Origin of the sequence: Mycobacterium numidiamassiliense, assembly GCF_900157365.1 — a bacterium.
Lineage (GTDB): Bacteria > Actinomycetota > Actinomycetes > Mycobacteriales > Mycobacteriaceae > Mycobacterium > Mycobacterium numidiamassiliense.
In genome coordinates this window covers 4,067,518-4,085,835 of the sequence record NZ_FUEZ01000004.1, presented here as the reverse complement: position 1 = coordinate 4,085,835, position 18,318 = coordinate 4,067,518, and the positions used below count along the sequence as shown (strand labels likewise).

15 protein-coding genes are annotated in these 18,318 nt (G+C 67.7%); 7 read left to right on the top strand and 8 right to left on the bottom strand.

The window, feature by feature from the left end; translation table 11 throughout:
- Positions 1-1,110 precede the first annotated feature (1,110 nt).
- Both MNAB215_RS27385 and MNAB215_RS27380 read right to left on the bottom strand, forming a co-directional pair.
- Positions 1,111-1,626 carry an SRPBCC family protein gene (locus MNAB215_RS27385; protein ID WP_077081564.1) on the bottom strand — a complete coding sequence of 172 codons (516 nt, stop codon included), beginning with the start codon at positions 1,624-1,626 and terminating at the stop codon, positions 1,111-1,113.
- A gap of 10 nt (positions 1,627-1,636) precedes the next feature.
- Complete coding sequence (locus MNAB215_RS27380) at positions 1,637-2,524, bottom strand: oxidoreductase (protein ID WP_217348966.1); 888 nt, start codon at positions 2,522-2,524, stop codon at positions 1,637-1,639.
- A 61-nt stretch (positions 2,525-2,585) separates the two neighbouring features.
- Here MNAB215_RS27380 and aspS point away from each other — a divergent pair, with 61 nt between their 5' ends.
- The 3 genes from aspS to MNAB215_RS27365 are packed head-to-tail and all read left to right on the top strand — an operon-like array spanning position 2,586 to position 5,913.
- Positions 2,586-4,367: an aspartate--tRNA ligase gene (gene aspS, locus MNAB215_RS27375; RefSeq protein WP_108637717.1), complete on the top strand. Its 1,782-nt coding sequence runs from the start codon at positions 2,586-2,588 to the stop codon at positions 4,365-4,367.
- On the top strand, positions 4,364-4,798 hold the full coding sequence (locus MNAB215_RS27370; protein ID WP_077081562.1) for a nitroreductase family deazaflavin-dependent oxidoreductase: 435 nt from the start codon (positions 4,364-4,366) through the stop codon (positions 4,796-4,798). The genes aspS and MNAB215_RS27370 overlap by 4 nt, the downstream gene beginning before the upstream one ends.
- A 47-nt stretch (positions 4,799-4,845) precedes the next feature.
- Positions 4,846-5,913 (top strand): FUSC family protein, encoded by a 1,068-nt coding sequence (locus MNAB215_RS27365; protein WP_077081561.1) that lies wholly within the window; start codon positions 4,846-4,848, stop codon positions 5,911-5,913.
- Between the two features lie 4 nt (positions 5,914-5,917).
- On the opposite strand, the gene MNAB215_RS27360 is transcribed toward MNAB215_RS27365, so the two are convergent.
- Complete coding sequence (locus tag MNAB215_RS27360) at positions 5,918-6,307, bottom strand: MmcQ/YjbR family DNA-binding protein (protein WP_077081560.1); 390 nt, start codon at positions 6,305-6,307, stop codon at positions 5,918-5,920.
- Positions 6,308-6,445: 138 nt separating this feature from the next.
- On the opposite strand from MNAB215_RS27360, the gene MNAB215_RS27355 reads away from it, so the two are divergent.
- Both MNAB215_RS27355 and MNAB215_RS27350 read left to right on the top strand, forming a co-directional pair.
- Positions 6,446-7,381, top strand: coding sequence for a transglutaminase family protein (locus tag MNAB215_RS27355; RefSeq protein WP_077081559.1), 936 nt, complete (start codon positions 6,446-6,448; stop codon positions 7,379-7,381).
- The gene (locus MNAB215_RS27350; protein WP_077081558.1) at positions 7,374-8,429 is read left to right on the top strand and encodes a zinc-binding metallopeptidase family protein; all 1,056 of its coding nucleotides are present in this window, start codon (positions 7,374-7,376) and stop codon (positions 8,427-8,429) included. The genes MNAB215_RS27355 and MNAB215_RS27350 overlap by 8 nt, the downstream gene beginning before the upstream one ends.
- Positions 8,430-8,451: 22 nt before the next feature.
- Here the strand turns inward: MNAB215_RS27350 and MNAB215_RS27345 are convergent, their stop codons facing one another.
- The 4 genes from MNAB215_RS27345 to MNAB215_RS30870 form a co-directional block, all read right to left on the bottom strand.
- Positions 8,452-11,118, bottom strand: coding sequence for a circularly permuted type 2 ATP-grasp protein (locus tag MNAB215_RS27345; protein WP_077081557.1), 2,667 nt, complete (start codon positions 11,116-11,118; stop codon positions 8,452-8,454).
- 22 nt (positions 11,119-11,140) lie between these two features.
- On the bottom strand, positions 11,141-14,479 hold the full coding sequence (locus MNAB215_RS27340; RefSeq protein WP_077081556.1) for a transglutaminase family protein: 3,339 nt from the start codon (positions 14,477-14,479) through the stop codon (positions 11,141-11,143).
- Between the two features lie 131 nt (positions 14,480-14,610).
- The gene (locus tag MNAB215_RS27335; RefSeq protein ID WP_245830411.1) at positions 14,611-15,378 is read right to left on the bottom strand and encodes a hypothetical protein; all 768 of its coding nucleotides are present in this window, start codon (positions 15,376-15,378) and stop codon (positions 14,611-14,613) included.
- Between the two features lie 83 nt (positions 15,379-15,461).
- Complete coding sequence (locus tag MNAB215_RS30870) at positions 15,462-15,665, bottom strand: hypothetical protein (RefSeq protein WP_245830498.1); 204 nt, start codon at positions 15,663-15,665, stop codon at positions 15,462-15,464.
- A 142-nt stretch (positions 15,666-15,807) separates the two neighbouring features.
- Here MNAB215_RS30870 and MNAB215_RS27330 point away from each other — a divergent pair, with 142 nt between their 5' ends.
- Positions 15,808-17,169 (top strand): replication-associated recombination protein A, encoded by a 1,362-nt coding sequence (locus MNAB215_RS27330; RefSeq protein ID WP_077081555.1) that lies wholly within the window; start codon positions 15,808-15,810, stop codon positions 17,167-17,169.
- Positions 17,166-17,501: a hypothetical protein gene (locus MNAB215_RS27325; RefSeq protein ID WP_077081554.1), complete on the top strand. Its 336-nt coding sequence runs from the start codon at positions 17,166-17,168 to the stop codon at positions 17,499-17,501. Before MNAB215_RS27330 ends, MNAB215_RS27325 begins: the two co-directional genes overlap by 4 nt.
- Before the next feature lie 12 nt (positions 17,502-17,513).
- On the opposite strand, the gene MNAB215_RS27320 is transcribed toward MNAB215_RS27325, so the two are convergent.
- On the bottom strand, positions 17,514-18,137 hold the full coding sequence (locus tag MNAB215_RS27320) for a hypothetical protein (protein WP_077081553.1): 624 nt from the start codon (positions 18,135-18,137) through the stop codon (positions 17,514-17,516).
- Positions 18,138-18,318 lie beyond the last annotated feature (181 nt).

Genomic DNA, 18,318 nt, shown 5'->3' with positions numbered 1-18,318 from the left:
CGTGGCCGGGCACCTCGCGGCCGAATGTCGCACGCTGCACCTCCGGCTGGCGCAGCGTGCCGTAGGAGCAGTGCAGTTCGGTCGAAAATCTAGCCGAGGTTCTGCGCGGCGAAGGTGTCGCACTGATGCGGATCACCGCTCTGGTAGCCGGTGGTGAACCACTTCTGGCGCTGCGCGGCCGACCCGTGCGTCCACGACTCGGGATTGACCCGTCCGCTCGTTTCCTTCTGAATGCGGTCGTCGCCCACCGACGCCGCGGCCGACAGGGCGTCCTGAATGTCCTGATCGCTCAACGGTTGTAGGTAGGGCACGCCGGTGCTCTCCTGCTTCACCGTCGACGCGTAGTGCGCCCAGATGCCCGCGTAGCAGTCCGCCTGCAACTCGGTGCGCACGCCGTTACCGCCGGCGCCCTGCGCACCCTGTTGGGAGCGGCCCAGGATTCCCTGCAGCTGCTGCACGTGGTGGCCGTATTCGTGGGCCACCACGTATTCCTGAGCGAATGGTCCACCGCTGGAACCGAATTTGTCGACCAGCTCCTGGAAGAAGTCGGTGTCGAAATACGCGGTCTGGTCCACCGGGCAGTAGAACGGCCCCACCGCGGTGGTGGCCGGCCCGCAGCCGGTGTCGACCGATCCGCTGAACAACCGCACATGGGGCCGGGTGTACTTGGGCATCAGCTGATGCCACACCGCGTCCACCGAGTTGCCCGCCGCGATCACCCGGCACTGCACGTATTTGTTGGCGTCGGCGCCGGTCTTGCACTGGCTCAGGTCGAACCCCGGCGCCGAGACGTCCCGGGTGTTCGTTTGCGGCGGGGGCATGATCCTGTCTCTTATCTCTTATTCACACCTCCGAGCCCCCTAGACCGTACTAGACCTCGTATGCCGTCTTCTGCTCGAAAAAAAGACCCTAAAATACTGGCTGCCTGCTTTACTTGTAAACGAACTAGATACCCACTGGATATTGGAGGAAGTCGTATATTATGTCATCCAACCCGATGGCCATCCCCATGCCACCCCCGCCGCCGGAGGACGACGCGGTGCTGGTGTCGATCTGCATACCCTCGTTGAAGGTCATCGCACGCTCCCAGATCAGGTCGGTCGAGTCAGCCTAACGCGGTTGCGTCGCCGAGAACCGGGCGTCGGTGTAGCTGCGCAGGTTACGCAGAAACCGGCGCAGCCCCAGGTTCAGCAACGGTCCGACGACGACCATCGCCAGCCGCGCCGGGCCCGCGGGTTTCTGTGACATCGTCCAGGTCAGCCGGCAGCCGCCCGGGATGACCTCGATCCGGTAGTCCTCGGCGAAGGCTGCCACGGATCGTGTCGAGCATTCGTTGAACCGAAATGCCATGTGGGTGAACGGTTCCCACGCGATGAACTCTTCGTCGCCGACGAGCCCCCCGCGCATCTCGACGAGGCGGGTGGTGCCGACGCCGCGCGGCGCGGGGCTGGTCCAGGTGACCTTGGTGATCACCGACGCCCAGCGCGGCCAGGCCTGCGCGTCGGCGAGCACCTCGAACACCTGCTCGGGCGTGATGGCCAGGTCGACACTGTTGCGGAAGACGAACGGCGCTTTACCAGAATCCGGGTCGACGAAGTCCAGATCGACGCGCTCGCAGGGGTGCATGGCGCTCAATCTAGCCCGGGCCGTCGCTGGCCGCGGCCAGCAGCGGCACCAGCACGTCGCTGATCGGTGTGGCCAGGTTGTGCGCGCGGCCCTTCCGCGCGATCACCCCGTTGCGCAGGTCCCATTCCATCGGCCGGTTGCTTACCCGATCGGCCAGTATCGACGTGCCCATGTCAACGGGTGCCGCCCGGAACAGGCCGACCAACTCGTCGACCACGCCGTCGGGCAGCTGGGCGCCCTCGGCCCGCGCGACGGCCAAACACTCGGCCACATACTCGCGCGACAGCGCGGCGACGTCGTCGCGGCGGAACATGCCGGAGCGCCGCCCCGACAGCGCCATGAATCCGGCCAGCGCATTGGTGAGCAGCTTGCGCCAGGCGGCCGTGATGAAGTCGGGATCGTTGTCCACCCGGCAGCCGGCCCCGCGCAGCAGTTCGGCGAGCGCCTCGGCCTGGGGGCCGGCAGGCAGCACCAGGGCGGCCTCGGTGCGCAGCCGCACCCAGCCCGGCGGCTGGGTCTCCGCGGAGTACCACACGATGCCCGGGACCACCGGCGACGACGGGCACAGCGGCTGGACCTGTTCGACCTGCTCGACGCCGTTTTGCAGGACGGCGACGATGGTGTGCCCATCGCACAGGCGGGCCAGCCAGGCGGCCGCGTCCTCGTTCTGCGTGGCCTTCACCGCAAGCACCACGAAGTCGGCCGGGCCGGCCACCTGAGCGGGATCGGTGTGAACCGGTCCGGGCACCACGATCGGATTTTGGCCGTCGGGCCGCAGTTCGATGCTGTCGCGCGGGGTGCGGCCGCACACCAGCACCGGATGCCCGGCTTTGTACAGCAGGGCGGCGACCGTCGTTCCGACCGCGCCGGGACCGACGAGGGCAATGTTGGTAGCGATACAGCCGAAATTACACCGCCCCTTAGACTGGTCAGTCGGTCAATCCAGGCAAAAAAGGGGAGTGTTTGTGCTGCGCAGCCACACCGCAGGTTCGCTGAGAAGTAGCGACGCCGGCCAGCAGGTGATCCTGGCGGGCTGGGTGGCTCGCCGCCGCGACCACGGCGGTGTCATCTTCATCGACCTGCGGGATGCCTCCGGCGTCGCACAGGTGGTGTTTCGCGCACCGGACGTGCTCGCGCAGGCGCACCGGCTGCGTGCCGAATTCTGTGTCGCCGTCTCCGGTGTGGTGGAGGTCCGCCCCGAAGGCAACGCCAACCCCGAGATCGCCACCGGCGACATCGAGGTCAACGCCACGAAGCTGACCGTGCTCGGCGAGGCCGCCCCGCTGCCGTTCCAGTTCGATGAGCCCGCCGGCGAGGAGTTGCGGTTGAAGTACCGCTACCTCGATCTGCGCCGCGACGAGCCCGCCGCGGCAATCCGATTGCGCTCCAAGGTGAATGCGGCCGCACGTTCGGTGCTGGCGCGCCACGACTTCGTCGAGATCGAGACGCCGACGATCACCCGCTCGACACCGGAGGGGGCGCGCGACTTCCTGGTGCCGGCCAGGTTGCACCCCGGTTCGTTCTATGCCCTGCCGCAGAGCCCGCAGCTGTTCAAGCAGCTGCTGATGGTGGCCGGCATGGAGCGCTACTACCAGATCGCCCGGTGCTATCGCGACGAAGATTTCCGCGCCGACCGCCAGCCCGAGTTCACCCAGCTCGACATGGAGATGAGCTTCATCGACACCGAGGACATCGTCGCGGTTGCCGAGGAGATCCTGACCGCGCTGTGGGCACTGATCGGCTATCAGCTTCCGACGCCGATCCCGCGGATCAGCTACGCCGAGGCCATGAGCCGGTTCGGCTCCGACAAGCCCGACCTACGCTTTGGGCTGGAGCTCGTCGAGTGCACAGAATTTTTCTCCGACACCACATTTCGGGTGTTCCAGGCGCCCTACGTCGGCGCAGTGGTGATGCCCGGCGGGGCCTCGCAGCCGCGACGGACGCTGGACGGCTGGCAGGAGTGGGCCAAACAACGCGGGCACCGCGGACTGGCCTACGTGCTGGTTGCTGACGACGGCACGCTGGGCGGCCCGGTGGCCAAAAACCTTTCCGATGCCGAGCGCGACGGGCTGGCCGCGCATGTCGGCGCCAGCCCGGGGGACTGCGTCTTCTTCTCCGCCGGCCCGGTCAAAACTTCCCGGGCGCTGCTGGGTGCCGCGCGCGGCGAGATCGCCAGCCGGCTGGGGCTGATCGACCCGGACGCCTGGGCGTTCGTCTGGGTCGTCGACCCGCCGCTGTTCGAGCCCGCGGAGGACGCCACCGCGGCCGGGGACGTAGCCGTCGGCTCCGGGGCATGGACCGCGGTGCACCACGCGTTCACCTCGCCCAAGCCCGAATTCGAAGCCGCCCTCGACTCCGATCCGGGCAGCGTGCTGGCCGACGCCTACGACATCGTCTGCAACGGCAACGAGATCGGGGGCGGCTCAATTCGTATCCATCGCCGCGACATCCAGGAGCGGGTCTTCGCGGTGATGGGCCTGGACAAGGCCGAAGCGCAGGAGAAGTTCGGATTCCTGTTGGAGGCGTTCACTTTCGGCGCGCCTCCACACGGCGGGATCGCGTTCGGCTGGGACCGGATCAACGCGCTGCTGTCCGGGGTGGATTCCATCCGCGAGGTGATCGCGTTCCCGAAGACCGGCGGCGGCGTCGACCCGCTGACCGACGCACCCGCGCCGATCACCGCACAGCAGCGCAAGGAGTCCGGAATAGACGCCAGGCCGAAGAAAGTTGACCAGACATGACCGATGGATTCCCGGACGCCGAAACGATCAACGCATTCAACAACGCCATCGCCGACGAGTTCCGCGCCAACGGCGGCAAGGTCGGCGGGCAATTCGCCGATGCGGACCTGTTGCTCCTGACGACGACGGGAGCCAAGTCCGGCCAGCAGCGGGTATCGCCGCTGGCCTATTTCAACGTCGACGGCAAGCTCATCATCATCGGCTCCTTTGCGGGTGCCCCGAACAACCCGGCGTGGGTGCACAACCTGCGGGCCAAGCCGGCGGCGCACGTCGAGGTCGGCACCGAGGCCTATGACGTCACGGCGCGTGAATTGCCGCCCGCCGAGCGCGATGAGCTGTTCGCGAAGGTGGCCGCGGCGGCGCCGGGCTTCGCCGACTATCAGTCCAAGACCAGCCGGGTGATACCGCTGTTCGAGTTGCAGCGCAACTAACTCACCCGGGTTTGCCGCGCCCGCTCGCCCTGCGGTAAGTAAGCGTCATGAGCACTTCGCTGCTGATGCGGCCCTCCGCGGGCATGGCCGCGATCGTCGAAGGTCTGAAACGGATCCGCAGCGTGTGGTTCAACCTGCTGCAGACCTCGGTGGCGGCAGGCCTCGCCTGGTATGTCGCACGCGATGTGCTTGCGCACCCGCAGCCGTTCTTCGCGCCGATCGCCGCGGCGGTGTCGCTGTCGACCAGCAACGTCCTGCGCGCGCAACGCGCCATCCAGATGATCGTCGGTGTGACGTTGGGGATCGGCACGGGTGCCCTGGTGCAGAGCCTGCTCGGGCCGGGCGCCCTGTCCATCACGGTTGCCGCGCTGATCGCGCTGTTGGCCGCGGTCTTCATCGGTCAGGGCTACATCGGGCAGGGAATGATGTTCGCCAACCAGACCGTGGTGTCCTCGATCCTGGTGCTGGCCCTGTACCGCAGCGGCGTCGGCTGGGAACGCATCGATGACGCGCTGATCGGAGGCGGCGTCGCGTTGGTGTTCGCCGTGCTGCTGTTCCCGGCTGACCCGCTGGAGGTGGTGCGCAGCGCGCGCATTGGCGTGCTGGCGACCCTGCACCGGGTGCTGGACCGAACCGCCGATCTCGCCAGCGGCCGCCGCGCGCCCGCGCCCGACTGGCCGCTGCCGGCCGTCGACCGCGTTCACGAACAGCTGAGCGCGCTGCTGCAGGCCCGCGCCACGGCGCGTCAGGTGGCGTGGACGGCGCCACGGCGCTGGGGCCTGCGCAACGCCGTGCAGCGCGCGAATCACCAGGCGGTGCAATTGGCCCTGCTGGCCGGCTCCGTGCTGCAGTTGGCCCGCGTCGTCGTGCCCGCCGTCGGCGACGGCGCCGACCGGCTTCCGCAGCCCGTCGAGGCCGTGGTCGGCGACCTGGCGAAGGCGATCGCGCGCGCCGACTCCGATCCCATCGCCGCGACCGCCCACGTCGAGATCGCGCGAGGGCATGCGTCGACGCTGTTCACCACCGCGCAAGGAAGACTCCAGGTGGTCATCGCCGACGTCGTGCAGGCCTGCATCGACGACCTGCAACACATGATCGACCTGCGCCAGGACTGAGCGGCTAGCGCGAATCGGCGAGGAACTCCTGGACCAGTTTCCTGGGTGCCTGCTTCAGCCAGGCCTCGGTGATGAGTTCCTCGAGGTCGGCGACGTCGATCGCGTCGAGTATGACCAAAACGGCCGCATAGCCGTCGAAATGCGGGGTGGTGAAGTACACCGCCGGATCGTCGTTGATCAGCGCGAATTTCACGCCCTCATCGGCGACCCGCACCCCGAGGATGTCGCCCTCGGGGGGCTGTGTTCCCCGCGCGGTCAGGGCGTCGCGGTCGGAGGGGCGCAGCGGCCGTTCCCACGCCAGCAATTTCTTGCCGACCCGCCAGTCGCGCGGTGACTGCTCGGAGGTCAGCGGGAGCTCACCTGCGATGCGGGCGACGTCGTTCCACGTGGCCACATCACGATTGTGCTCCCGTTATGGTGCCCGTGGCGAGGTATCGGCAATCGCCGTCGCGCGCCAGCGCTGCCTCGAACCGGCGGTGTGTGATGTGATCACCGTGCCGCCATCGCGGTCGAGACGTCAGGGAGGTAGTCGTTGTCGCCTGAAACCCACGACCTTTCCGCCGCGCGCCGTCATCGGATCACCCACCGCACGCAGTACCGCTACTCGGATGTCGTGACCAGCTCGTATGGCCGCGGTTTTCTCACTCCGCGGGACTTGCTGCGGCAGCGGTGTGTCGCGCACCGGCTGACCATCGACCCGGCCGCCGCCGACAGCTCCACCAGCGTCGACAGCTACGGCAATATCAGCTCCTACTTCCACGTCGCCGAGCCGCACCACACCCTCACCGTCACCAGCGACTCCATCGTCGACGTGTATCCGCCGCCCCCCGAGCGCTACAGCAGCGGACCGGCAATCAAACCCTGGGAGGCCGCCCGGCCGGCCGGGAGCAGGGGAGCACTGGCCACCGAGTTCGCCCTGGACCTGAATCCGCCGGAGATCACCGACGAGGTACGCGATTACGCGGCACCGAGCTTCATACCCGGGCGCCCGCTGGTCGAGGTGCTGCGCGACCTCGCATCGCGTATCTTCGCCGACTTCACCTACCGCTCGGGATCGACAACGATTTCCACAGGGGTCAATGAGGTTCTGGCGGCCCGGGAGGGGGTATGTCAAGACTTTGCACGGCTGGCGATCGCCTGCCTGCGAGCGAATGGGTTGGCGGCCAGCTACGTCTCCGGCTACCTGGCCACTGACCCGCCACCCGGAAAGGAAAGAATGATCGGCATCGACGCGACCCACGCCTGGGCCGCGGTGTGGACTCCTCAGGAGCCCGGCCAGTTCGAATGGCTGGGGCTGGATCCCACCAATGACCAGATGGTCGACCAGCGATACATCATCGTGGGGCGGGGCCGCGACTATGCGGACGTGCCGCCACTGCGGGGGATCATCTACACCGACTCAGAGCGCAGCGTGATCGACGTCGCGGTCGATGTCGTGCCTTTCGAGGGGAATGACCTAGATGCGTGACTTCCATTGTCCCAATTGCGGCCAGCGCCTGGCGTTCGAGAACTCCACGTGCCTGAATTGCGGTAGTGCGCTGGGATTTTCACTCGAACAGATGGTACTGGTGGTCATCGCCGCGGATGACGGTACCGAGCACGCCGGGTTCGTGGACGCCGCCAAGTTTGAACTCTGCGCCAATCGGCAACTTGCCGAATGCAATTGGTTGGTCCCGGTCAATACCCCCCGGTTACTGTGTCCGTCGTGTGTGTTGACGACCGAACGGCCCAACGATGCCGACACCGTTGGCCTGGCGGAGTTCGCCGAGGCGGAGGCGGCCAAGCGGCGGCTGATCGTCGAGCTGCACGAGCTGAAGCTGCCCATCGTCGGACGCGACGAGGATCCGGACTACGGATTGGCCTTTCGCCTGTTGTCCAGCGGAAACGAGAAGGTGCTGACGGGGCACGAAAACGGTGTGATCACATTGGATTTGGCCGAGGGTGACGACGTCCACCGCGAGCAGCTGCGGGTGGAGATGGACGAGCCGTACCGCACCCTGCTCGGACACTTCCGCCATGAGATCGGCCACTATTACTTTTACCGGCTGGTATCGCCGTCGAATGATTACTTAGCGCAATTCAACGAGCTGTTCGGCGACCCGGACGCCGATTATCAGGCGGCGCTGGACAAGCATTACAACGAGGGCACCCCGGACGGTTGGCAGGAGAGCTTCGTGTCGTCGTATGCGACCATGCACCCCGCCGAGGACTGGGCGGAGACGTTCGCTCATTACCTGCACATCCGCGACACGTTGGACACGTCGGCCTGGTGTGGAATCGCGCCGGCCTCGGCCACCTTCGACCGGCCGCCGCTGGGCCCCAGCGCTTTTCCCACCATCCTGGAGATGTGGTTGCCGTTGTCGTGGTCGCTGAACATGGTGAACCGGTCAATGGGCCGCGACGACCTGTATCCCTTCGTGCTGCCTCCCGCCGTGATGGACAAGATGCAGTTCATCCACACCGTCGTCGAAAACGTGACGTCGGAAGCGAGCGGTCCTGCGGCGGTGAGCGCTTAGCCCGCCGTCCGGCCGTCGCCGGTCATGGCACCACGCGACGTTCGTCCCCGCCCCACAGTGGCTGCATGCCGCCGGGCACGGCCAGCTGCGTCTCGGTGATGACCTCGGCCAGATCGCGCAGTTCGACGTGGATCGCGGCGAGCAACTCCGCCAGCTCGTCGCGATGACCGTCGGCGTCGAGTACTTCCAGCTCGTCGGGATGCGACCGGCGCAGCCGGGTGCTGATCTCGTCCACCAAACGTTCGGGGCGTGAGGCCCCCGACGAGCCGGGCAGCTCCTTGAGGTCGGCTCGCAGCCGCTCCAGCTGATACAACAACGATCGCGGATTGTTCGCGTCGAACAACATCAGCTCGGTCACCGCGGCCACGCTGACCTGGCCGACGGTGCGGCGCCGGTAGATGACCGACGATTCACACGCCACCAGGGTTGCTTCGATGATGGTTTGTTCCGCGGCGGCGCTGCGTCCCGTGATCAGCGTGGCTTCCAGTAATTTGGTCAGCCACAGGCCGCGTTCAATACGCTTGCCGATGTCCATCATCGCCCAACCGACGTCTCGCACCATCGATTCGGAGGCAACCCCCGCCAGCGTCATCATCCCGGCCAGGGTGCGCGCATGCGCCGACGCGAGCAGGGTGTCGGCCTCCGCCAGCGACTGGGGGGGTTCGGAGCGGTGCACCAGTTCGCGCTCGACGCTGGCCAGCACCATCCAGGTGTCATTGGACAACTGGTCGCGAACCGAACGGGCGGCAAGGCCCAACCCGTCCACCGACTGAACCAGAGATCCCGGCCGGTTCGGGTCGACCGTCATCGACCACAGCGTGGACGGGGCGATCGCGATGACCTCGGCGTGGTCGTGGTCGGCGCCGATGTCGGTGCCGGTGATGCGGCCCAGCGCGGCCATCAGCACCGGCACGCATTCGCTTTCCTCGGTGTTCTGCTGGTGGCGCCACACGTGGAAGCAGTCGCGCGCGACGATCAGCAATCGGGCCATGCTTTCAGCGCGCTCGCCGTAGCGTCCCATCCAGAACAGGTCCGACAACACACGCGGCGAGCTGACGCCCCAGGTACCCGCGGCAGTCTTCACCGGCGTCGGGACCGACGGGAGCGTGATGGTCTCGGCGCGGGCACGTGCGGTCGGGCGCACCCAAATATCTTTTGCCGCAACCGTTTTCAACATGTATGCGGCGGGTCCTGGCGCCAGCACATATCCGACGCCGCCGATCATCGGCGCATAGCCGCCGCGCTGGGCGACCGTGAACAACCGCATGCCGATGCCGGCCGACGAAAGCACGCCGGCATGGTCGGTGGGTGCCGACGAGAACTGCGGCAGTTCCTGGCCGACCCATTGCCACGGCATGCTCTGGATCTGCGCGGCCAACTCGGCCAGCTGGGTTGTCGAAAGAGCCGGTCCGATAAGGGTTTCGGAACCGACCGTGGATTTGATCAACAATGACGGGAGATTGGCCAGCAGGTGGGACAGTTCGGCTGCGATGCCGCCCCAATACACCGGTGCGGTATGCAGCAGCGGGGGTTCGCCGAGCAGGCGCTCGGCCAGCTCGGGCAGAAAGCGCAGCAGCCCAGGGCTTTCCAGAATGCCGCTACCCAGCGTGTTGACGACGGTCACCGTCCCGCGGCGCTGTGCCTCCACCAAGCCGACGACCCCGAGCCGGGAATCGGCACGCAGATCCAGCGGGTCCGTGTAAAGTGCGTCGACGCGGCGAAGGACCACGTCGACGCGCTTGAGTGTGCCCAGCGAACGCATCCACAGTTTGCCGTCGCGCACCACCAGATCCGCGCTCTCCACCAGCGGAAAGCCAAGCAGCGTAGCCAGATACGCCTGGTCGAACGCGGTCTCGGAGTAGATGCCCGGGCTGAGCACCACCACGACGGGATCTTGGGCGACGTCGGGGGCCGCGTCGATCAGCGCCAGCCGCAGCGCCTGGGCGAACGGGGTGGTGGGCCGCGGCGCGATTTTTTCGTAGAGATCGGGAATCGCGTGCGCGACAACCCGCCGGTCGGCCAGGGCGTAGCCGGCGCCCGACGGCGCCTGCGTCCAGTCGGCGTTGACCTCGAAGCGGCCGTCCGGCAGTCGGCTGAGGTCACAGCCGTGCATGAAAAGCTGGTGATGCCCCGGTATTTCGATGCCGCTGGCCGCGCGCACGTAGCCGGGGTGGGCGAACACCAGTTCCGGTGGCAGGACCCCGTCGGTGAGCAGCCGCCGCGGACCGTAGAGGTCGGCCAGCACCGCGTCGAGCAGGCGCGAGCGCTGTACCAGCCCGGCCTCCAGCACATCCCAATCCGCCGCGGACAGCACGACCGGCAACGCGTCGAGGCTCCACGGTCTGGGCTCCAGGCCGCCACTGGGCCCGTCGCGCAGCGGATCGACCTCGGTATAGGTGATGCCGTCGTTGTCGATCAGGCTGTGCAGCACCGAGCGCAGCTGATTCAGCCCCGCCCTGCCGCGGTCGGCGAGCGTGTCGGCCACCTCTGTCCAGGCGGGCCGCACATTGCCGTCGTGGTCGAGGAATTCGTCATAGCCGATCGCCGGGCCCGGTGATCCGCCGGGACGAAGGTCGAACAGTGTTTCCTGGATGCGCGCCGTCCGGTACCCGGCCAGCAGGCGATCGCCGTCGTAGCGGTCGCTGGCAGGACCGGTGATCGCCGAGGAGCCCACTGGGTCGAGTGCCATTCGTGTTAGTCCGGAAACACCATTACTGCTGCACGGTACGCACGCGCCGCAGGTCGAGGATGCCTGGCGCGCCGATATCGGTGAATATCCTGGCCTGTTTCTCCCGGAGGGCGGACAGGTCGAGTTTGCCCGGTGTGAAGCCGGTGGCCTCGAAGCGGCGGGCGCGACGCGATTCGGCCGCAACGGCGTTGACGGGCGGCTCGTCGTAGGCCATGCCGCCCGGATGCGCGACGTGGTAGGTGCAGCCGCCGCGCGATGTGCCGGTGGTGAGATCGATCAGCTCAAAGCGCAGGGGCACATCGGTGGTGATGCTCGGGTGCAGCGCGCTCGGCGGCTGCCAGGCCCGGTATCGCACGCCGCCCACATGGATGTCGGGATTGTCGGTGGCCAGCAAGGGCACCGGGTAGTCGTTGACTGTCACCACATAGCGGTGGCGGTCGGCGCCGATGAGCCGGATCTGGATGCGCTCCACCGATGAGTCGACGTAGCGCGCGGTGCCGGTCGCGGTGGACTCCTCGCCGAGGGTGTTCCACGGCTCAATGGCACCGCGCAGCTCGATCTCCACGCCGTCGAACACGGCGGTGCCGATGCGCGGGAAGCGGAACTCGGTGAACGGGTCCAGCCAGCTGGTCTCGAAGGCGATGCCATGCGCCCGCAGATCGGCGGCGACATCGGCTATGTCATGAATGATGAAGTGCGGCAACAGGTATCGGCCGTGCAAGTTGGCGCCGTGCCGAATCAACGGGGCGCGCAGTGGTTCGTCCCAGAACCACGCCACCAGGGAGCGCACCAGCAGCGACTGGACCATGGCCATACGCAGGTGTGGCGGCATCTCGAACCCGCGCAACTCCAGCAGTCCCAGCCTGCCGCGCGGGCTGTCGGGGTTGTAGAGCTTGTCGATGCAGAACTCGGCGCGATGGGTATTGCCGGTGATGTCGGTGAGCAGGTGACGCAGCGCGCGGTCGGTCACCCAGGGTTTGGCGGCGTCGTCGTCCCCCAAAGACGAACTCAGTCGGGCGATCTCGGCGAACGCGATCTCGAGTTCGTAGAGCGCCTCGGGACGGCCCTCGTCGACCCGCGGTGCCTGCGACGTGGTGCCCACGAAGCGCCCGGCGAACAAATAGGACAGCGACGGGTGTCGCTGCCAGTAGGTGAGCAGCGAGACCAGGAGATCAGGGCGGCGCAGCATCGGCGAGTCGGCGGGGGTGACACCGCCCAGCGTGATGTGGTTGCCGCCGCCGGTGCCGCTGTGCGTCCCGTCGAAATCGAACGACTCCGTCGACAACCGGGCCAGTCGGGCCTGCTCATACAGGGTCTCCAACAGCTCTGTCTGCTCGGCGAAGCTGGCCGCGGGCGCGACGTTGACTTCGATGACTCCGGGGTCCGGGGTGATCGTCGTCGACTGCAGCCGGGGGTCCGTCGGTGGGCCGTAGCCCTCGATCACCACCGGGCAGTCGGCTTTCGCCGCGGCGGCCTCCACCCGGGCGATGAGGTCGACGAAGTGCTCCAGCGCCTCGGTGGGCGGCAGGAAGACGTAGAGCAGCCCGTCGCGAACCTCGGCCACCATGGCAGTCGGCGGCGCCGTATCGGAGTCGTCCAATACCGCATCCTCCGCGTCGGGCGCGTCCGTCAGCGTCTCCGCCACCGTCCCCGGGTCGACAACAAAGGAGGCCCGCGGTGGTTTCCAGCTGATCGAGGCCAGTGGCAGCCGCAGGCCCGCGGGAGAGTCACCCTCGACCAACACCACGCGGCCGCGGCGCAGCTGCCAATTCGCGCTGGCCCAGCCGCCGTCGTCGTCGCGGCGGTGCAGAGGCAGCACGAATGCCGTTGGAGCCGTGGTGGATTCGTCGAGGCGCGCCAGCAGCGTGTTGCGTCCGGCGCCGGTGTCGTCGGCGAGGTCGTCGCTGGATTCCACCGGATTGCCTTGGGGCAAGCGAACTTTGGCGGCCAACCGGGAAAGCGGGTCCTCATAGGCCGATCGCACCTGGGAAAGCGGCAGCCCGAGGCTCTCGGCGACCCCGGCCAGCAGCTGGTGGGCCGCCTCGTCGGTCGCCGCTGGGTTCGGCTGCTCGACCGCCCAGGGGTCGGCCAGCAGCGCGTCGTCGGTCCACAGCGGTTGCCCGTCGGTGCGCCAATAGATCCCAATCTGCCAGCGCGGCAACGGCTCTCCGGGATACCAGCGGCCCTGCCCGCGATGGATGAGGCCCTGCGGAGCCCACACCGACTTCAGCCGGGCAGCCAGATCGGAGGCGCGCTCGCGCTTGTGTGGGCCATCGGCGGCGGTGGTCCATTCCTCGTCGACCTGGTTGTCCACCGACACGAAAGTCGGCTCGCCGCCGACGGTGAGCCGGACGTCGCCGGCGATCAGCCGCTCGTCCACGCGGCGTCCGACCTCACAGATCGTCTGCCACGCCGTGTCGGTGTAGGGGAGCGTGACGCGCGGGTCCTCGTGGACCCGGGTGACGGTGTTGCTGAACTCCATGGTGGTCTCGCAGACCCCGGTGCTGCCGGTGATCGGCGCCGCGGCAGCGGGGTGCGCGGTGGCAGCCAGCGGGATGTGGCCCTCGCCGGCGAACAGCCCCGACGTCGGGTCCATCCCGATCCAGCCCGCGCCCGGGATGTACACCTCGGTCCATGCGTGCAGGTCGGTGAAGTCGGCGGCCGGCCCCGACGGCCCGTCGAGCGCCTCGATATCGGAGGCCAGCTGCACCAGGTAGCCGGAGACGAAGCGGGCGGCCAATCCAAACTGGCGCAGGATCGACACCAGCAGCCACGCCGAGTCGCGGCACGAGCCGACGCCGCTGCGCAGCGTGAAATCCGGTGTCTGGACGCCGGGCTCCATCCGAAGGCTGTACGCGACGTCGAGCCTGATCGCGCTGTTGAGCGCGACGAGGAAGTCGATGGTGCGGGTGCCGTCCGGGACCGAGAACTTGCGCACCCACTCGAGGACGAGTTCGCCTGGGCCCGAACCCTCGATGTTCTCGTCGACGGGCCGCAGGTACGGCTTGAGGTCGTCGAAGAGCGCTTTGGGGTAGGTCCACCCCAAGTCCCCGGGCCATCTCTCGGCCCAGTCCTCGATGAAAAAGTCGAACGGGTTGATCACCTTGAGGTCGGCAATGAGCCCGACGGTGATGGTCAGTTGGCGGGTGGGGTTCGGAAACACAAGGCGGGCAAGGAAATTGCCCAGCGCGTCCTGTTGCCAGTTGATGAAGTGGTCGGCCGGCTCGACGCGCAGGGAGTAGGCGTCGATGGGCGTGCGTGAGTGGGGCGCCGGGCGAAGCCGCACGATGTGCGGGTAGACCTGCACCAGCCGGTCAAAGGTGTAGCTGGTGCGATGTTCCAGCGCAACTTTAATACTCATACCCGCTGATCTCATCACAAGGGGCGCGACGCTGCAGCGCGCCAGGTTACGGCTGTGTCAGCGAACGCCCACGCTTACCCAAGACCGCGGCCCGCTCGACGCGAAGCCCGCTGGTCTGGCGGACAGGTTGGTTATGCGGGCAGTGGCCCCGGCGGAATGCCGGCGGGCGGACCCTGCGGGTAACCCGGCTGGTCGAGGGGAACGACCTGGCCGCCGGAGAGTTTCCGGTAGGTGTAGGTCTGCAGCAGGATGGCCAGCGGGAAGGCGACGAACAGTCCCACCAGGCACAGGGCCTCGCCGACCAGCACGGCCGCGTATTGCACCAGGTAGGACAGCAGGCTGCCACCGACGTCGGACCTGGTCGTCGCGATGCTGCTCTTCACGGCGTCAACGGGCGACTGGGAACGGTCGACGACGAAAAGCAGGGCGAACTGGGCCAGGAAGCCGAAGATGATGCCGGGGATGATGAAGCACAGCGAGAGGATCGCTGTCGCGACCGCAATCAGCAGCGCGGTGATGATGACGCCGACCAGATTGCGCGGCTTGAAAAATGTGGCAATGGTCACCGGTTTTCCGTCGGCGATGTCAAGGCAGCCGGTGAGGATTCCGGCAGTCATGTAAATCAGCACCACGAACAGCAAGAGGTAGCCGACCCCGATGACGATGGCGCCGCCGGCGCCCATCGAGACATTCGTCTGTTCGCTGGTGATGCCGTAGGCGTCGGTGGAGGTGACCGTCGATGTGGTCGCCAAGCTCGAGGCGAGCCCGATGACTACGCCGACGATGACCGCGACCGCCACCAGGTAACCGATGACGGGCACGACGAGAGCCATGCCGTTCTGGGTGAACTTGGCCCACGACCAGCTCACCGCCTCGCCGACGTTGAACTTGGACCCCACCGGCTGATTCCCGTACCCGGGCTGCGAGTAGCCCCCCCACCCAGCTACGAGGCGCCGGGCCGTCATTCCGCGCCGCCGCCCGGCTACGGGCCGCTCGCGGGAGGTGGCCCGGGTGGCGCGTTGTAGCCGGGCGGCGCGTTGTAGCCCGGCGGCGGCCCGTAGCCGGGCGGCGGCGCGGAATGACGGCCCGGCGCCTCGTAGCTGGGTGGGGGCGGGTAGCCAGGCGGGTCCTGGTCTCCGCCGAAGGGATCGGCGGGGCTGCCGGGATACTCGGGAGGCTGGCTCATGTCCGTCCTAATCTGCTGTCGGATTGGCTCGGTGGGCACGCGCACGGAACTTGGCAAACCGGAACTTAGCAAATCCGCGACGCGTCCGCGCGCATTGGTGGCCTCTGTCGCGCAGGTGCCGCCCACTGGACGCGGGCGTGGTATGCCTGAAGTCGTGTCCGACGGTCTGTTCGACCTGCCCGGCGCACGGCAAACCTCCGACGCCGACCGTGGCGTGCCGGCCGGCGCCCCGCTGGCGGTCCGGATGCGTCCGGCGTCGCTGGACGAAGTGGTCGGGCAGGGGCATCTGCTGGCTCCCGGGTCGCCGCTGCGCCGCCTGGTCGAGGGCTCGGGTGTGGCGTCGGCAATCCTGTACGGGCCGCCCGGGAGCGGTAAGACGACGCTGGCGGCCCTCGTCTCCCACGCGACGGGTCGCCGGTTCGAGGCGCTGTCCGCACTGTCGGCCGGCGTCAAGGACGTGCGGGCGGTGATCGACAAAGCGCGCCAGGCGCTCCTCAATCGCGAGCAGACGGTGCTGTTCATCGACGAGGTGCACCGATTCTCCAAAACCCAGCAAGACGCGCTGCTGTCCGCGGTGGAGAACCGGGTCGTGTTGCTGGTGGCGGCGACGACCGAGAACCCGTCGTTTTCCGTGGTGGCGCCGCTGCTGTCGCGGTCGCTGATCCTGCAGCTGCGCCCGCTGACGTCCGACGACATCCGGACGGTGGTGCAGCGGGCCATCGATGACCCGCGCGGGCTGGGCGGGCAGATCACTGTGGCACCCGAGGCCGTCGAGCTGTTGGTGCAACTGGCGGCCGGCGACGCCCGCCGTGCCCTGACCGCGCTCGAGGTTGCCGCCGAGGCCGTTGAGCCGGGGGGCGAGCTCGCGGTCGCGGCAGTCGAGCAGTCCCTGGACAAAGCCGCCGTCCGCTATGACCGCGACGGAGATCAGCACTACGACGTCATCAGCGCGTTCATCAAGTCGGTGCGGGGATCCGACGTCGACGCCGCGCTGCACTATCTGGCCCGAATGCTCGTCGCCGGGGAGGACCCGCGATTCGTTGCGCGCCGGCTGATGATTCTGGCCAGCGAGGACATCGGCATGGCCGACCCCACGGCGCTGCAGATCGCCGTCGCCGCCGCCCAAACGGTGGCGCTGATCGGCATGCCCGAGGCTCAGCTGACGTTGGCGCACGCCACCATCTACCTGGCGACCGCGCCGAAGTCGAACGCGGTCACCACCGCGCTGGGAGCGGCGATGAACGACATCAAGGCCGGCAAGGCCGGTCTGGTGCCCGCCCATTTGCGCGATGGGCACTACTCCGGTGCGGCGGCGCTGGGCAACGCGCAGGGCTACAAATACGCGCACGACGACCCGGACGGCGTTGTCGCGCAACAATATCCACCGGACGAGGTGGTGGGCGTCGACTACTACCGGCCCACCGGGCGCGGCTTCGAGCGCGATCTCGCCGGCCGCGTGGACCGGCTGCGGGCCATCATCCGTAAGAGAAAGGGGCGGCCTTGAAGACCTTTACCGACGAAGAGATGGGCCAACTGCTGCCCACCGCCAAGAGTTATAGCGTCGTGATCCTCAAGAAGGGACCGAAGTTCGGCGACGACACCGCACCCGGGATCGTCTGGGAGCACGGGCGGCGCAACTTCGGGTTGCGCGACGACGGAGTGCTGGCGGTGGTCCTGCCGGTCGCCGACGGTTCGGAGGTCTGCGGCATCGGGGTGTTCGCGGCGGACGTCGACGCCGCCGCCGCTCTCATGGCCGATGACCCCGGTGTGGCGGCTGACGTATTCACCTACGAGGTGCACGCGTGTCGGGGATTCCCCGGAGACTCACTGCCCTAGTGCTCGGGGCCCTCAGACCAGGTCGGGCACCCGCAGCTGCGCGATCGACAGCTCGAACTCGGCCACGTCGATGATCTCGGCGCCCAGGTCGCGTGCCCGCCGGCTGCGCAGCTCGGTAGCCCGGTCGCGGTTGACGGCCATCGCGTCCATGCTGTCGAACGTCGAGCACGACACCGCCCGCCGGCCGGCGGGGTGGTCGACCATCAGGCTGGCGCTGCAGAACCCGTCGAGGTCCTCCATCTCCGAGAGCACCGACGTCCGGTAGAAATCCAGGGATCGGTCGAGCAGATCCGGCACCACCTTGAGCCAGGTGGCCCGCACGCACGAACCCTCGCGCGAGCGGTGGCGGCGGTGCAGCAACGCGATGTTCCACTCCTCGACGCTCGCGCTGCCGTCGAACATCAATGCGACGTGGTCACGGATGATCGCCACTTTCTCGGCGCTGGCGCGCATCGCTTTGATGGATTCCCAGGAGCTGGTGGCGATGCAACGGCCGGTTTCCCGGTCGACCATCAGTGACAGGCCGACGTACCCGTCGATTTGCTGCAGGGCGGGCATGGCGACGTCGCGACAGTGGGCGATTCCGATGTCGACTGACAAGGGTTGCCCCTCGATGGTGAAAGAACGTGCGTACACGATGGATCCCTAACTCTCGGGGCAGCGCCCCCGGCAGCGCCACCGGACCTATGGGGATACCTTCCTCCTAGCGACTACCGCTGGCAATGGCTTTGGGGGGTCTTGTCGCGGCGTTAGCGCGGTCGTCTCCGGGTGTGGCTGCGCCCACAAACAATTGGCTGGTCCTGGGCATGCGCAGTGG